Raw genomic sequence first — 13,259 nt, 5'->3', positions numbered from 1 at the left:
TGCACCTACTTCTGGCCTGCACCTATTTCTGGATACAGGTATCGACCGTGTCCTTGGTGCACTCGTCGAGGCCGGTGAAGACCGGATCATCGACCGTCTTGCCTTCGATCAGGTCGATCATGACACTCGGTGCCTTGTAGCCCATTTCGAACGGCCGCTGGCCGACCAGCGCAGTGACGAGGCCCTCCCTGGCAATCGCCACTTCGTCGCCGATCGTGTCGGCAGCGCCGATGACGAACTCGTTCTTGGCGATCTTGTCGGCCATCGGCTTGAACAGGTCGCGATAGGGCTGCGGGGCGCCGAACAAAGGCCAGCCGCCCATGATGCCGAAGGCATCGAGGTCGGGATTGGCCGCGAGGATGTCGGTCATCGCCTGGACGCCCTTGGCGCCATCGTCATTGGTGAAGACAGGGCAGCCGGCAACCTCGGTCCAGCCGCCTTCACCCTTGAGTTCAGTCAGGCCCTTCTGGCCGGTCAGCGTGTCGCGCATGCCCTGGGCGCGGCGCAGGATGTTGTCGGCGCCCGGATTGCCCTCGATGGTGCAGATCTTGCCGCCACTGGGCTTGGCTTTCTTGATGTATTCGCCGATGCGCGCGCCCATCAGGTAGTTGTCGGTGCCGAGATAGGTCTTGCGCAGTGCCGCGTCCTCGGCGGCGAGATCCGCGTCCAGCGTCATGACCGGAACAGTCGGGTTGGCGGTCTTGATGGTCTGGGCGATCAGCTTGGCGTTCGAAGGCGAAATGGCGATGGCGGCGGTGTCGGCCTTGCCCAGCATGTCCTGGACGATCTGCGCTTCGCCAGCCTCATCCGACGTCGATGCCGGCCCGGTGTAGAAGCATTCATATTCCGAGCTGGCGTTTTCCTTGTTCCACTTCTGGCAACCCTGGTTGATGGCTTCGAAGAACGGGTTGTCGAGGCCTTTGACGACGATGACGAGCTGCTTCTTGGCGAGCGCGTTGCCAGCGCTGAGTGCCAGGACAGCGGTAGCGAGCAATAATGCCTTCCTCATTGTTTCCTCCCATTTGAACAAACGGGCACGGCGTGCCCGCGACGAAATCAACCCGGATACCAGACGGTGCGAGGATCGTTGTCCGAACGCTCGTACCGCCAGGCTGAGTCGATGAGCATTTCGAGGTCGTATCGGGGTTGCCAGCCAAGCAGGGACCTGGCCTTGGCATTGTCCATCCAGTTCGAGTGGTACTGGCTCGCTATGTCGATCGAGGCGAGGTGACGGGTGCGGGCGAGGTGGCGGGCGACCTCGCCATAATCGACCGGACGATCCATGCAGATGTTGAAGAGTTGCTGCCTGGCGCGCGGATTGTCGATCGCCGCAAGGATCGCCGACACCAGGTCGTCGACATGGACGAAGTTGCGTTTCAGCGGCTGCCCGTCGGCATCCCGCAGCAGCGGCACGGTGCCCGCCCTGGCATGACGCCTGGCGTCTGCCTCCGGCACCAGTGTCTTCCAGTCCGGGCCGCCAAAGACGTCGTCACCGAAAGACAGCGTGTATCGGAAGTCGTCCTTCTCCATGATCCACGGCGCGCGCAGGCAGCACCAGTTAAGGCCATACTGGATGCCGAACTGCTCCAGCATGACCTCTTCGAGCACCTTCGACAGCGCATAGCTGCCGGGATAGGCCTGATAGCGTGCCGCCTCGGTGAGGGGCGCATCGTTGCGGTAGTGGAAATGACCGATCGCCGCGTCGCCGCCGATGAGGATGAACTGTCGGGCGGTTGGACTGAGCCGAAACGCCTCGAGCAGCCAGAACAGGCCCTTGATGGCGACGTCCATCACGTCAGCTGGCGTTTCCTTGCATGTGGCGAGGTGCACGACGTGGGTGACGCCGACAAGCGCGTTGGCAACGACGTCGCGGTCGGCGATCGAGCCTCGGGCGATCTCGATGCGGTCGCCTTCATCGACGGAGCGGTTGTGACAAAGCGCGCGGATGCGGGTCTCGGAAAATCGCGGATCGTCAAGCAGCCCAGCGATGAAGTGCCGCCCGACCTTGCCCGTTGCACCGGTAACAAGGATCAGCATGCTCTTCCTCCGATGCCCAGCTAATATCCTGGCGCCGTCGTCGTCAATGCTATTTGTCCGACAAAACAGATTTTTGAGACATTTGTGCCGAACCCACCCGACAATTGATTGACGCTGTCGAGGCGTTTTGCATAAATGCGGGTCTTCGCGTTTCCCGGGAGGAGATCGGGGAACGTGAATGCGCAGTGCCCGAGCGTGACGCGTGCGGGACGGCTGCGAGGCTTGCATGTTTCGGGAGGCTAGAGGCTGGTGGCAGTTCTCGAACTCGCCAACATTTCCAAGCATTTCGGCGCCATCCAGGCGGTCAGCGACGTGTCGTTCTCGCTCGAGGCGGGACAGGTCGTCGGCCTGATGGGCGACAACGGCGCCGGCAAGTCGACCCTGGTCAAGATGATCGCCGGCAACTTTCGGCCGAGCCATGGCACGATGCGGCTGGAGGGGGCCGAGCTGGTCATGCATCGCCCGGTGGAAGCGCGGCAGCATGGCATCGAGATCGTCCACCAGGACCTCGCGCTGTGCAACAATCTGACGGCGGCGGCGAACGTCTTCCTTGGCCGCGAGCTGCGCCGGGGCTTTGGACCGTTGCGCGTCCTCGACTACAAGGCGATGTACAAGCGGGCCGGCGAGATCTTCAGGGACCTGAAGTCCGAGACGCGGCCGCGCGACCTCGTCCGGCAGATGTCGGGTGGGCAGCGGCAGGCGGTGGCCATCGCCCGCACCATGCTTTCCGAGGCCAAGATCGTGTTGATGGACGAGCCGACCGCGGCGATCTCGGTCCGTCAGGTGGCGGAAGTCCTCAACCTGATCCGCCAGCTGCGCGATCGCGGCATTGCCGTCGTGCTGATCAGCCACCGCATGCCTGATGTCTTTACGGTGGCAGATCGGGTCATCGTCATGCGGCGTGGCCACAAGGTTGCCGACAAGCCGATTGCCTTGAGTTCGCCGGAGGAAGTGACGGGGCTTATTACCGGTGCCATCGAACAGGTATGATCAACCCTGCCGGTCGCGCAGTGACGAAACGAAGGTCGATGATGGCTGTTACCCTTGACCAGACCATTTCACAGAAACAGCAGAGCTGGATGGCGCAGGTTCTCGGCAGCCAGACCTTCTGGGTCCTCATTGCCGTCATTCTGGCCTGCATCTTCCTGTCCTTCGCCACCGATTCATTCGCGACGACGAAAAACCTCTACAACATCACCCGCAACGTCACCTTCGTCGCGATCATCGCGCTCGGCATGACGCTGGTCATCATCACCGGCGGCATCGATCTGTCGGTCGGTTCGGTGCTGTGCCTGTGCAGCATGGTGCTGGCGGTGGTCATGCATGCCGGATACGGCATCGAGGTCGGCATTGCGGCGGCCATCGGCACCGCGCTGGTGATCGGGGCGTTCAACGGCATCTTGATCGCCTATCTCGACTTTCCGCCATTCGTGGTCACGCTCGGCATGCTGTCGATCGCACGCAGCCTGGCCATGGTCGCATCCAACAACACCGTCGTCTTCCAGTTTGGCCCCGACCACGACAAGCTGCTGGCGCTGGGCGGCGGCGCCTGGTTCTTCGGCATCGCCAATCCGGTGCTCTACATGATCGTCCTGGCGCTGCTCACCGGTTTTGTGCTGCGCTGGACGCGATTTGGCCGCTACGTCTTTGCCATCGGCGGCAATGAGCACGCAGCGACGCTGACCGGCGTTCCGGTGCGCAAGATCAAGGTCGCCGTCTACATGATCTCGGCGCTGTCGGCCGGCATCGCCGGCATCATCCAGACCGGCTGGCTCGGTGCCGTCACCACCAATATCGGCGCAGGCATGGAACTTCAGGTGATTGCGGCCGCCGTCATCGGCGGCGCCAACCTGGCCGGCGGGGTCGGCACTGCCTTCGGCGCGATCATCGGTGCGGCGCTGATCGAGGTGATCCGCAACAGCCTTGGCCTGCTCGGCATCAACGCCTTCTGGCAAGGCACATTCATCGGCAGCGCCATCGTGCTTGCCGTGCTGTTCGACAGGATCCGCAATTTCCGACTGAGCGAATAGTGGTTCTGCGGGGCGGCGATCCTCGACGGCCGAACCGAAAAATTCCGTCCCGTTGCCTGTGCGCGCAACCGGCTTGACGCGAGCGGAAAGCCGACCAACGCAGCCGCCAACCGGCATGCCAGCGGCGTTGCGAGCGGGGAGACGCCGGAGTAAACTTACACCCGATGGACCAGAAGCGATGCGGGAGCATTGTGGAAGGAGGTCCGGCATGGAAGCGCCCTCGAACGACAACCCACAAAAACCGCCGGCGGCGGAGGCTGGCGTCATTCTCAAAGACCCTGTCCACGAGCTGACCGTCCATGCCGACGTTCTCGCCTTGTTAGCCGATCCGGCAACCACGCGGCTTTGCCTGGATATCGCCGAAGACGCAGCGTGTGCCGTCGGCGGCACCATGGCCGCCGCCCATGTCGGCGCCGATCCTGAAAGGATGATCGCGGCCGCCGAGGAGATCGACCTGCAGATGCTGCGTGACCTCGACGAAGGCTCGCCGGCGCAGCGGTTGGAGCGGGTCACTTCCGCATTCGAAGACTGGAAGCGAGGCAAGCCGGGTCGAGACCGTCTTCGTCTTGATGATTGCCGCGGCGACCTTAATCGCTGCGTGACGAGCGAATGCCATGAGACGGCACTCGCCGTCGCCCCCTGCCATGGCAACATAGATGCCCGCGATGCGTTTCACGACCTTCTGTTCAACGAACACAAGCTCGTCCTGGCGCCGCCGCCCGGCCAATATGCCGGTGATCTGATGGGTCACATCGTGGTTGGCTGGAAGCAGCACGATCATGCCCAGCGCGCCGTCGTCGCAGCGAGACGCTGGCTGGCGGCAGCCGATCACATCACCGTTCTATGCATCAACGACAAAACCGACGGACGTAATCAGTTCACGGCGCGGGAACTGCTCAAGCAGCTCGAGCTGGACGGCGACGTTGTCACGACCAGCTCAGGCAACTGCTCCGTCGGCGAAACGATCCTCGATTTCGCGAAAACCGCGAAGGCCACCTGCCTGCTGATCGGCGCCTTCAAGCATGGATATTTCCTGGAGCTGCTGCTCGGTCGCGTCACCCACTACCTGTTGTCGCATAGCACGCTGCCGATGATGATGAAGCATTAGAGCGCCGGGCGGGGTCGTGGCCACCGCGGACTGGGCATCATCGGAAAGCGGGCGATCGTCCTTCCCATGGCACATGAATCCAGCTCAAGCGGAGTTTAGAGGTTTTTCAGACCTTCAATATTTCTCCGGCACCCAAACGCCAGAGGAAACGAGGTGCGAACAAACACCCTTTTCCGGAATGTTGTGAGCGCTTGCCTGCTCCTTTCCAGCACAGCTTTTGCCGCTGTCGCCTTGAACGGTCGCGATGGAATGTCATGGACACTCTTTCTGCGGTCGGCGCATAGGGCAACCACGCCACATATATAGCGCCTGAGGAACTCGAATAATAGAATCTCTAAACTGAATAATCTTATGTATTGCAAGAATAAATATGATTGTTTTTGATTTCGTGAGACTGTTTTCCAAATTATAAGATCATAATATGAAATTGATGATTAAATTAAGGTGGGTGAGTATTTATATTATTTCGGGAGATTTCAGATTTTTCCTTGAAAAAATCTCTGGAATGGCGTATATATAAAACTCGTAGATTTTGCCGACTTGGCCTTTCGCGGTGTCAAAGACCTTCGACCCGCCATCACCGCCGAATTCTCGAAAGCGAATGCAGGGCACCGATCCGGGGCTTATCTTGCCTGGTTCGGAGCTTGGAGTGATCTCTGACGTTGACCGTGAATGTGGCGTCAGAGCGTTGCGGGACGTATCCCGCGCAATCCTGCGGAGAACGCAGCCGTGACCAGCCGAACCATAGAAACCGTCGTCCACTTCGCATCCGCATTTTCATTCGCGGGCATCGCCGGACAGCAACCGGCGGGAGCCTACCGTGTCGATCGAGACGAAGAACTGATCGAAAGCGTCTCCCGAGTGGCCTGGCCGCGAACCAAGACATTCTTCCATCTGCCGGCGATCGACACGCCGGGGCCTAAACAACAGATGGTGCCGATCAATCCGGCAGACCTCGAAGCCGCACTGGAAAGGGACCGGCAATCATGACTGCGACCTTCCTCATGCGAGGCAAGCATCCTGCCCGGCGCGACCCGACGATCCATCGTTTTTCGATAGGGCAGACCGTACGGTTGAAGCGAAGCTTCGGCACGCAGGCATACCGCATTACGGGCACGTTGCCCGCGAGAGAAGACTCGCCTCAGTACCGCATCCGCAACGAACGAGAACTTCATGAGCGCGTGACGTCCGAAGACAATATCGAACTGCTCGGCGCGCCACTGGGGCAGGACGACGCAAGTCTCATCGAAAGGGCATTCGGCCATGGCTAAGGGACAAAAGCGCAGCAGTCGCGAGATTCGAAAGCCCAAGCAGGCCCAGGTGAAAACACCTCCGATGCGTGAAGTCACGTTCGGCAGCCAGATAAAGCTCGCCAGAAAGGTGACCGCGGGCGGCAGATGAAGATCGTGATCGAATTCTATCGCACCCGCGGCAAGGACGATGCCCATGCGGTCGTGGGCCGCGAGACAGATGAAGTCGCCGACGTCGAGGGGGCGATAGAGCTTGCACTGCGCCTGTCGCAAACCCTCGACCTGCCGCAGCGGCCGGACGGCATCACGATTACCGACGCGGATGGCAGGGTTCTCTATTCCGGGGACGTAGATGCCGACGCACTCTCTGAAGGAAGGTCACGACCATGACGGACCGCAGCACCGAAAGCCAACCCAGACGCGATGCCGCCGCGATCGACATCTGGGACAATGAAGGCGGGGCGCCTTACTCCATCGAACATCAAGTTGGCCGCCGCATCGAAGCGGATCGCTCCTGGACCGTCTATCATGTCTTCACGGGCATCCCGGTCAATATCGACGGCCAGGCGATGACGGGGCTGACCCGGTCTCGTGCGACGAGCGGGATGATTTTTCTCAATCTTCGCAATACAGGCCGCCACAGGGGACGGAGCGGGCCGGAAGCGTTTGGGCTGAGCGCAACAGGAGGCAACACGTGACGCTTGCATTTCTCAATCCGAGCCGCAGCTTCGACCAAGCAAAAAATGCCGTCCGCTTCATCGGTCACGACGGCATGTTCGAAGTGCGCTTCTTCGTCGAAGCCGGCGCATTGGCGAGAGCAGGGGCCTGTGCAAGCGGGACACAGCTGTCCGAGTCAGAATGCCTGACCGCGTTCGACGTAGCGCGCAAGTCAATCTACGATGTCGCGCGCGAAGCCTATTCCCATGGTCGCCGCACCTACTACACGCTGACTGCCGTCGATTTCCGGTGAGACAGCCAATGCCCCGGGGACCGATCGTGCCTGCGCACGATCCTGTCCCAGGCGTTCACGCCGTTGGCTGCCGATTGGGTCGCAACCCGAAAAGTCGATGCAGCCAATATGAGCAACTCAAAATCTGGTCTGGAGTTTCGTCATCAACAGCTTCCCACAAGACGCGCGAGCCGCGAGCCGCACTCTGCTGAACACATGCAAGAAGGCAGCTCGTCCGTTCGCTATGCTCGAGGTCTTTGGAGCGGCCAGGCGAATGTTCCCTCTCGATACATCAGGCATGAGGCTCGCATACGCCACCGCAAGTGAAACATCGAAGGCTGGGCCCAGCGTCAATTCTGATGATGCCGCAAAGGTGATGGATATCGAAAAATCGGACGATGAGGGCGCCGCCGTGAGAGGACCAAGAACCGAAACCCAGCGACGGAGCGAAAACGACACGAGCGGCATCAGGCGCAGGGCAAGAGAAACGCACACGCGACATCAGCTGGTCTAGGCTATTGTGCCCATCGTGCCCGACGACCAGCGACGTTGAGCGCTCTGTCCGTTGAATCTGGCCAGAAGGAAGTGGACGATGACGCGGATCGGGCATGGCTCGGACCGCTCGCTACGTCCGCTCTCGAGACGCCAGCGACTTGCTCAATATTTCCATGGCCGGCAAGTTTCAGTCGACGCTCCCAGGCAATGGTCCGCGATATCGGAACCGAGATTCCAACGAACAGCATGTGCACATCCTCAATGAGGGAGATCGACGTGAAATATCGTGAGCTTCAAGAGTACCTTCGACCGCTTGGTATAGTCATGAGCAAGAGAGGGACGACAATCCGGTTAAACAGTTTTGGCGGCCTCGAGAACACTGCGCGCTACTCCGAGACATTGGAAGGCGCGCTCGCCATAGCAGGAGATATGGCGAAACCTAGACGCAATATACTATCGTGATGGGTTTCTGGCTTGTTTTGTGTTAAAGTATGACTGACCCATTGCGGGCGCCATGCCTGCATTTCCGTTGATCGGAAAAACCATGAGATCACCTATGCTCTCGATAGCGGTGCTTTACGGCGCCGCCATCGGCGCTCTGGCTACAGCAACCATCGGCTTCACCGTTGGCGGATGGGTTACCCAAAGCACGGCCCTCTTGATGGCCGAGGCCTCATCGCAAATGGCTGTGGCGTCTGTGCTGACGCCGTATTGCCTGGAACGCTCAAGATCCGACCCGCTTTCCACCCAAGTCTTGTCGGAGCTGGAGACCAGCCGAGGCTTCAACCGCCGTGGGGTCATTGAACGCGCCGGCTGGGCCACTCCACTTGGGTCCGACAAACCGCTCTCCGAGGTTGCGATTGCATGTGAGACAGCGCTCGCAAAAGGGTAGCTCGGCGCTTTTCAGAGGTGGATTGAACAGAGGTCCGTGCCAAGCTCTGCCGGCTGTTCGAGCCGATCGGCGGCGTCGGCGAATGGCGCGGCGGTGCGGCATCTTGCGCCGCAATCCCGGCGTCGGGGCGGGGTGAGAGCGGCACGGCCCTGCATGCGGGCAGGTCTTGGACGCCACCGGCTGCCGCCCTCTGCGCCCGCCGCCGCGGCGGCGCCGGCGCATCACCGCTGCCGGGCAGCGGCCCCAGCGGCCGGACCCGGCGGCAGGCGGTTGTCCTTTTTTGTCCGATCCTTGTCCGCTGCATGGCTGGCGCGGCTGGACACGAGGGCTAGGATCAAGCACATCATGGTCCACGGAGTGTCCAGAAATGACCGATACCGCCCTGCTTGTCATCGATGCCCAGGAAAGTTTCCGGCAGCGCGCCAGCTGGCACGAGGTCGACAGCCCGACCTATCTCAGGAACCAGCAGGCGCTGATCGACGGCGCGGTGAAGAAGGGCTGGAAGATCGTGCGGGTGTTCCATGCCGAGCCTGAAGGCATTTTTTCGCCCGCTTCCGGTTTCGTCAGGCCGCTGGCCGAACTCAGGCTCGACAGGCCTGACCTCGAATTCCACAAGTTCCGGCATTCCGCCTTCGTCGGCTCGCCGCTTGAAGTGTTCCTGATCGAGAACGGCATCCGCCGCCTCGTCGTCTCGGGCATCCGCAGCGAACAGTGCTGCGAGACCACCACCCGCCATGGCTCGGATCTCGGCTGGCAGGTCGACTATGTCACCGAGGCGACCCACACCATGCCACTGACCGACGCGAGCGGAAAGACCTGGACGGCGCAAGAGATCAAGGCCCGCACGGCGGCCGTGCTCGATGGACGTTTCGCCCGCGTCTGCACCATATCCGAGGCGCTGGCCTACGAATCCCTGGCCGACGAGGGCAGGGCAGCCGCAGCATGATCGAGCCGCGCCGGATTCCGACCTATGTGGTGATGCCGGCGCGGACGCTTCTGCTCGATGTCGCCGGGCCGATGGAGGCACTGCGTTATGCCAATCTGCTGCAAAAGGACGTCAGGTTCGACGTCGCCTATGTCGGCGCCTTGCCCGAGGTGACGAGCTCGATAGGCTTGCGCATTTCAGGCATCTCGCCGCTGCCCGAGACCATCGAGCCGGACGCCATGATCGTGGTGTCGGGCGACACTGACGAGCCGATGGATACGGGCCAGCCGGTCGAGGCGGCCGGTCAGGATTCGGACGAGCTGGTCCGCTGGCTGAGGCGCAGCATAAGGCCCGGCATGCTCTTGGTGTCGATCTGCTCGGGCGCGCTTCTGGCCGGCAGGGCCGGGCTGCTCGACGGGGTCAGATGCACCACCCATTTCAGCGATTGCGACCGTCTTGCCCGCCTGGCACCTTTGGCGCGGGTGCAGGAGAACAAGCTCTATGTCGAGGATGGCGAACGCTACACCAGCGCTGGCATCACCGCCGGCATCGACCTGATGCTGCACATCATCGGCCGGCTGACCAATCCTGCCGTCTCCGCGGCGGTGGCCAAGTCGCTGGTCGTCTATATCAGGCGCCTCGGCAGCGATCCGCAGCTGTCGCCCTGGCTCGAAGGCCGAAACCACATCCACACCGCCATCCACCGGGTGCAGGACGCGATGTCTGCCGATCCGGCGCGGGACTGGTCGCTTTCGACCCTGGCCGACATCGCCATATCAAGCCCCCGCCACCTCAGCCGCCTGTTCAACGACCAGGCCGGCATGAGCATTCCGGATTATCTCAACCGGCTGCGCGTGGCTCTCGCCCAGCAGCTTCTGAGCGAGACGCGGCTCGACATCGAGCGGGTGGCGGAGCGCGTCGGCTACAGCTCGAGCCGGCAGTTGCGCCGCGCCTGGGGCCGCTTCAACGCCACCCCGCCAAGCGCCTTTCGCCGCGGCGGGGCAGGCCAGCCGCAGCAGCTGCCCACGAGCTGAAACGCCTGGGCAGATCGGCGCCAGGCTGGGATCGGCAGATGTCGAAGCGCCCAGCCATGCACCCGTGCCTTTGTCTCGCGGGGCTCAGAAGCTCTGCAAGATTTCCGGCCGCAGCCCGATCGACCGGCTGTTGCCCGACAGATTGGGGGGGACAGCTGCCATTCCTCCCCCACCCCATTCTCGCCGACCCATGCATGGGTCAGACAGCAACCCACCATTCGGCACCTGTAGCTGTTACGTACCGCAGAATGTCTGCAGGACGCGTTCTTCGTCTTTTGGTGGCCGCGCATAGTCCTCCATCCCGGGCTGCTCGTCGAACGGGCGCGCCAGCACGGTGAGCAAGCTCTGGAAAGGGCCAAAGTCGCCTTCATTGGTGGCGGCGGCGATGGCGGCTTCGACGCGGTGATTGCGTGCTATGTATTTCGGGTTCACCCCGCGCATGCGCGCCGTGCGGTCGGCTGCAGTCTCCGGCTCGCGAGCCAGCCGTTCACGCCAGCGCAAAGCCCAGCTATCGAAGGCAGCAGGGTCGATGAAGTGGTTGCGCACGCGGCCGGAGCCGTCGACCTCATCGGCGAGATCGCGAAATGTGAGGGTGAAATCCGCCCCGTTGCGCGCCATCAGCGCAAGCAGTTCGGCAGCAAGACCAAGGTCCTCAGGCTGTTCGGTTAACAGCCCGATCTTGTGGCGCATGCCTTCATGAAACGCAGCCTCGTAGCGTGCCTGGAACGATCCGATCGCCGCTTTCGCCTGCTCGAAGCCTTCATCGTCTCCGCCTGCTTCGCTTCCCAGAATGGGCAGCAGCGCTTCGGCCAGTCGCGCCAGGTTCCAGACGGTGATGCGGGGCTGGTTGGCAAAGGCGTAGCGGCCTTGATGGTCGATGGAACTGAACACGGTCGCCGGATGATAGGCGTCCATGAACGCACATGGACCATAATCGATCGTCTCGCCGGAAATTGCGACGTTGTCGGTATTGAGGACGCCATGGATGAAGCCGACCAGCATCCACTGCGCCACCAGCTTCGCCTGCCTTGCTACCACGGCATTGAGGAACCCGAGGTAGCGACGGGGGGCTTCGGCGAGATGCCGATAGTGCCGCGTTATGGCGTAGTCTGCCAACGCCCTCAGGCCGTCGCTGTCTTCACGTACGGCAAGGTACTGGAACGTGCCGACGCGGATGTGGCTGGCGGCAACGCGCGCTATCAGCGCTCCGGGAAGCCTGGTCTCGCGAAAGACGTGCTCGCCAGTGGCAACCAGCGACAGGGTTCGCGTGGTCGGGATGCCGAGGGCGTGCATCGCCTCGCTGACGATGTATTCGCGCATCATCGGTCCGAGCGCTGCGCGCCCATCGCCATTGCGGGAAAACCGGGTCGGACCGGAGCCCTTCAATTGAACGTCGCGCAACTGGCCTGTTGTATCGAGCAACTCTCCGACGAGGACGGCACGACCGTCGCCAAGCTGCGGCACGAAGTTGCCGAACTGGTGACCCGCATAGGCCTGGGCGATGGGACGCGCGTCAGCGGGGAAGCGGTTTCCGGCCAGCATGTCGATACCTTGGGGACCACGCAACCAGCCGATGTCGAGGCCCAGCTCCGTCGCCAGTGTTTCATTCAGTTCGAGCAGACGCGGTGTCGAAACCTGGGATGGATCCGGACTGGCGTAAAGCCGCTCGGGGAGGTCGGCGGCATAAGTGTGTTGGAACCGGGGGCTGCGCATGACAATTCGGGGCTTGTTCAGGTTACCGGCTAGATAGGGATGCCGCGAGGCGCGGGCCAGCAATTCGAGAGGGGCTGTTAAGTCGCAACCCAATCGCAGTTTCCGATGTTGGCGTCCAGCCGGGAAGCTGCTGTCACCAGGAAGCTGCTGTCAGTTGTCGCCGTAGCCCCATTCCATATCTGGAAGGAAGCGGGCGGCCGAGGGTCTGATGGGTGCTCTTGACGTCGTCCTCGTTCCGGGTGGCGCAGACCAGCGACGCCGAAGTCGGCATCTCGCCAGTGTCAGCCAGGACTGATAGTTCTGGGCTCCATGAACACGCTCGGTGTGATCTCGGATACGCACGGCCTTCTGCGCGAGGACGCCGTTGCGCTTCTTCAAGGCGTCGACCACATCGTCCATGCGGGCGACATTGGAAACCCCACCATCATCGAGAGATTGGAACGTATTGCGCCAGTCTCGGCAATTCGCGGCAATGTCGATGTCGAGCCGTGGGCGTCTCCGTTTGCGGATACCCTTCAAGTGACGCTGTTCGGGCAGAAGATATTCGTCATCCACGACCGAAAGGATATGACGTTTGCTCCAGCCATGATGGGCATCGATCTCGTGATTTCTGGCCATTCTCATCGTGCCAGTATCGAGAGCCGCGATGACGCCATTTATCTCAACCCGGGCAGTGCAGGCCCGCGCAGGTTCAGGCTGCCCATCACCTTGGCAATGGTCCAGATCATCCACGGGCGATTGGTGCCCAGGATCTGCGAGATTGCCTCAGATCTTCATTGAAGCCGACTGCATGGCTGGCCAGGGGGCGATTGCAGACTGACTGGTT

14 protein-coding genes are annotated in these 13,259 nt (G+C 61.7%); 11 read left to right on the top strand and 3 right to left on the bottom strand.

Annotation, left to right across the window (positions count from 1 at the left end; translation table 11 throughout):
* Positions 1–22: 22 nt before the first annotated feature.
* Entirely contained in the window at positions 23–1,009 is a 987-nt protein-coding gene (locus H5P29_RS22330; RefSeq protein ID WP_154387334.1) for a substrate-binding domain-containing protein, read from the bottom strand.
* Positions 1,010–1,056: 47 nt separating this feature from the next.
* On the bottom strand, positions 1,057–2,037 hold the full coding sequence (locus H5P29_RS22325) for an NAD(P)-dependent oxidoreductase (RefSeq protein WP_154387333.1): 981 nt from the start codon (positions 2,035–2,037) through the stop codon (positions 1,057–1,059).
* A gap of 246 nt (positions 2,038–2,283) precedes the next feature.
* Here H5P29_RS22325 and H5P29_RS22320 point away from each other — a divergent pair, with 246 nt between their 5' ends.
* The 10 genes from H5P29_RS22320 to H5P29_RS22275 all read left to right on the top strand — a co-directional run bounded on the left by H5P29_RS22320 (position 2,284) and on the right by H5P29_RS22275 (position 10,720).
* Entirely contained in the window at positions 2,284–3,027 is a 744-nt protein-coding gene (locus H5P29_RS22320) for an ATP-binding cassette domain-containing protein (RefSeq protein WP_154387332.1), read from the top strand.
* A gap of 41 nt (positions 3,028–3,068) precedes the next feature.
* Positions 3,069–4,067, top strand: a complete 999-nt coding sequence (locus H5P29_RS22315; RefSeq protein WP_154387360.1) for an ABC transporter permease — start codon at positions 3,069–3,071, stop codon at positions 4,065–4,067.
* Positions 4,068–4,275: 208 nt separating this feature from the next.
* Complete coding sequence (locus H5P29_RS22310) at positions 4,276–5,175, top strand: universal stress protein (protein WP_067963624.1); 900 nt, start codon at positions 4,276–4,278, stop codon at positions 5,173–5,175.
* Between the two features lie 729 nt (positions 5,176–5,904).
* On the top strand, positions 5,905–6,165 hold the full coding sequence (locus H5P29_RS22305) for a hypothetical protein (protein WP_185910164.1): 261 nt from the start codon (positions 5,905–5,907) through the stop codon (positions 6,163–6,165).
* Positions 6,162–6,446: a hypothetical protein gene (locus H5P29_RS22300; protein ID WP_067963617.1), complete on the top strand. Its 285-nt coding sequence runs from the start codon at positions 6,162–6,164 to the stop codon at positions 6,444–6,446. Before H5P29_RS22305 ends, H5P29_RS22300 begins: the two co-directional genes overlap by 4 nt.
* A gap of 126 nt (positions 6,447–6,572) precedes the next feature.
* The gene (locus tag H5P29_RS22295; RefSeq protein ID WP_067963614.1) at positions 6,573–6,815 is read left to right on the top strand and encodes a hypothetical protein; all 243 of its coding nucleotides are present in this window, start codon (positions 6,573–6,575) and stop codon (positions 6,813–6,815) included.
* Positions 6,812–7,123 carry a hypothetical protein gene (locus H5P29_RS22290; RefSeq protein ID WP_154387330.1) on the top strand — a complete coding sequence of 104 codons (312 nt, stop codon included), beginning with the start codon at positions 6,812–6,814 and terminating at the stop codon, positions 7,121–7,123. Before H5P29_RS22295 ends, H5P29_RS22290 begins: the two co-directional genes overlap by 4 nt.
* Positions 7,120–7,395 (top strand): DUF1488 domain-containing protein, encoded by a 276-nt coding sequence (locus tag H5P29_RS22285; RefSeq protein ID WP_067963609.1) that lies wholly within the window; start codon positions 7,120–7,122, stop codon positions 7,393–7,395. The genes H5P29_RS22290 and H5P29_RS22285 overlap by 4 nt, the downstream gene beginning before the upstream one ends.
* Before the next feature lie 1,733 nt (positions 7,396–9,128).
* Complete coding sequence (locus tag H5P29_RS22280) at positions 9,129–9,707, top strand: cysteine hydrolase family protein (RefSeq protein WP_154387329.1); 579 nt, start codon at positions 9,129–9,131, stop codon at positions 9,705–9,707.
* Entirely contained in the window at positions 9,704–10,720 is a 1,017-nt protein-coding gene (locus H5P29_RS22275) for a GlxA family transcriptional regulator (protein ID WP_154387328.1), read from the top strand. Before H5P29_RS22280 ends, H5P29_RS22275 begins: the two co-directional genes overlap by 4 nt.
* A 234-nt stretch (positions 10,721–10,954) precedes the next feature.
* On the opposite strand, the gene H5P29_RS22270 is transcribed toward H5P29_RS22275, so the two are convergent.
* Positions 10,955–12,433: a YdiU family protein gene (locus H5P29_RS22270; protein ID WP_154387359.1), complete on the bottom strand. Its 1,479-nt coding sequence runs from the start codon at positions 12,431–12,433 to the stop codon at positions 10,955–10,957.
* 309 nt (positions 12,434–12,742) lie between these two features.
* Between H5P29_RS22270 and H5P29_RS22265 the strand changes: the two genes are divergently transcribed.
* Positions 12,743–13,213: a metallophosphoesterase family protein gene (locus H5P29_RS22265; protein ID WP_154387327.1), complete on the top strand. Its 471-nt coding sequence runs from the start codon at positions 12,743–12,745 to the stop codon at positions 13,211–13,213.
* The last annotated feature ends 46 nt before the right edge of the window (positions 13,214–13,259 follow it).

The organism is Aminobacter sp. MDW-2, assembly GCF_014250155.1.
Lineage (GTDB): Bacteria > Pseudomonadota > Alphaproteobacteria > Rhizobiales > Rhizobiaceae > Aminobacter > Aminobacter ciceronei.
This window is presented reverse-complemented; position numbering and strand designations above follow the sequence as displayed.

Bases quoted from the DNA above. Each gene is read 5' to 3' on its own strand.
- H5P29_RS22280 (WP_154387329.1), top strand. From the start codon at position 9,129: ATGACCGATACCGCCCTGCTTGTCATCGATGCCCAGGAAAGTTTCCGG.
- H5P29_RS22330 (WP_154387334.1), bottom strand. From the start codon at position 1,009: ATGAGGAAGGCATTATTGCTCGCTACCGCTGTCCTGGCACTCAGCGCT.
- H5P29_RS22265 (WP_154387327.1), top strand. From the start codon at position 12,743: ATGAACACGCTCGGTGTGATCTCGGATACGCACGGCCTTCTGCGCGAG.
- H5P29_RS22275 (WP_154387328.1), top strand. From the start codon at position 9,704: ATGATCGAGCCGCGCCGGATTCCGACCTATGTGGTGATGCCGGCGCGG.
- H5P29_RS22300 (WP_067963617.1), top strand. From the start codon at position 6,162: ATGACTGCGACCTTCCTCATGCGAGGCAAGCATCCTGCCCGGCGCGAC.
- H5P29_RS22270 (WP_154387359.1), bottom strand. From the start codon at position 12,433: ATGCGCAGCCCCCGGTTCCAACACACTTATGCCGCCGACCTCCCCGAG.
- H5P29_RS22290 (WP_154387330.1), top strand. From the start codon at position 6,812: ATGACGGACCGCAGCACCGAAAGCCAACCCAGACGCGATGCCGCCGCG.
- H5P29_RS22315 (WP_154387360.1), top strand. From the start codon at position 3,069: ATGGCTGTTACCCTTGACCAGACCATTTCACAGAAACAGCAGAGCTGG.
- H5P29_RS22325 (WP_154387333.1), bottom strand. From the start codon at position 2,037: ATGCTGATCCTTGTTACCGGTGCAACGGGCAAGGTCGGGCGGCACTTC.
- H5P29_RS22310 (WP_067963624.1), top strand. From the start codon at position 4,276: ATGGAAGCGCCCTCGAACGACAACCCACAAAAACCGCCGGCGGCGGAG.
- H5P29_RS22295 (WP_067963614.1), top strand. From the start codon at position 6,573: ATGAAGATCGTGATCGAATTCTATCGCACCCGCGGCAAGGACGATGCC.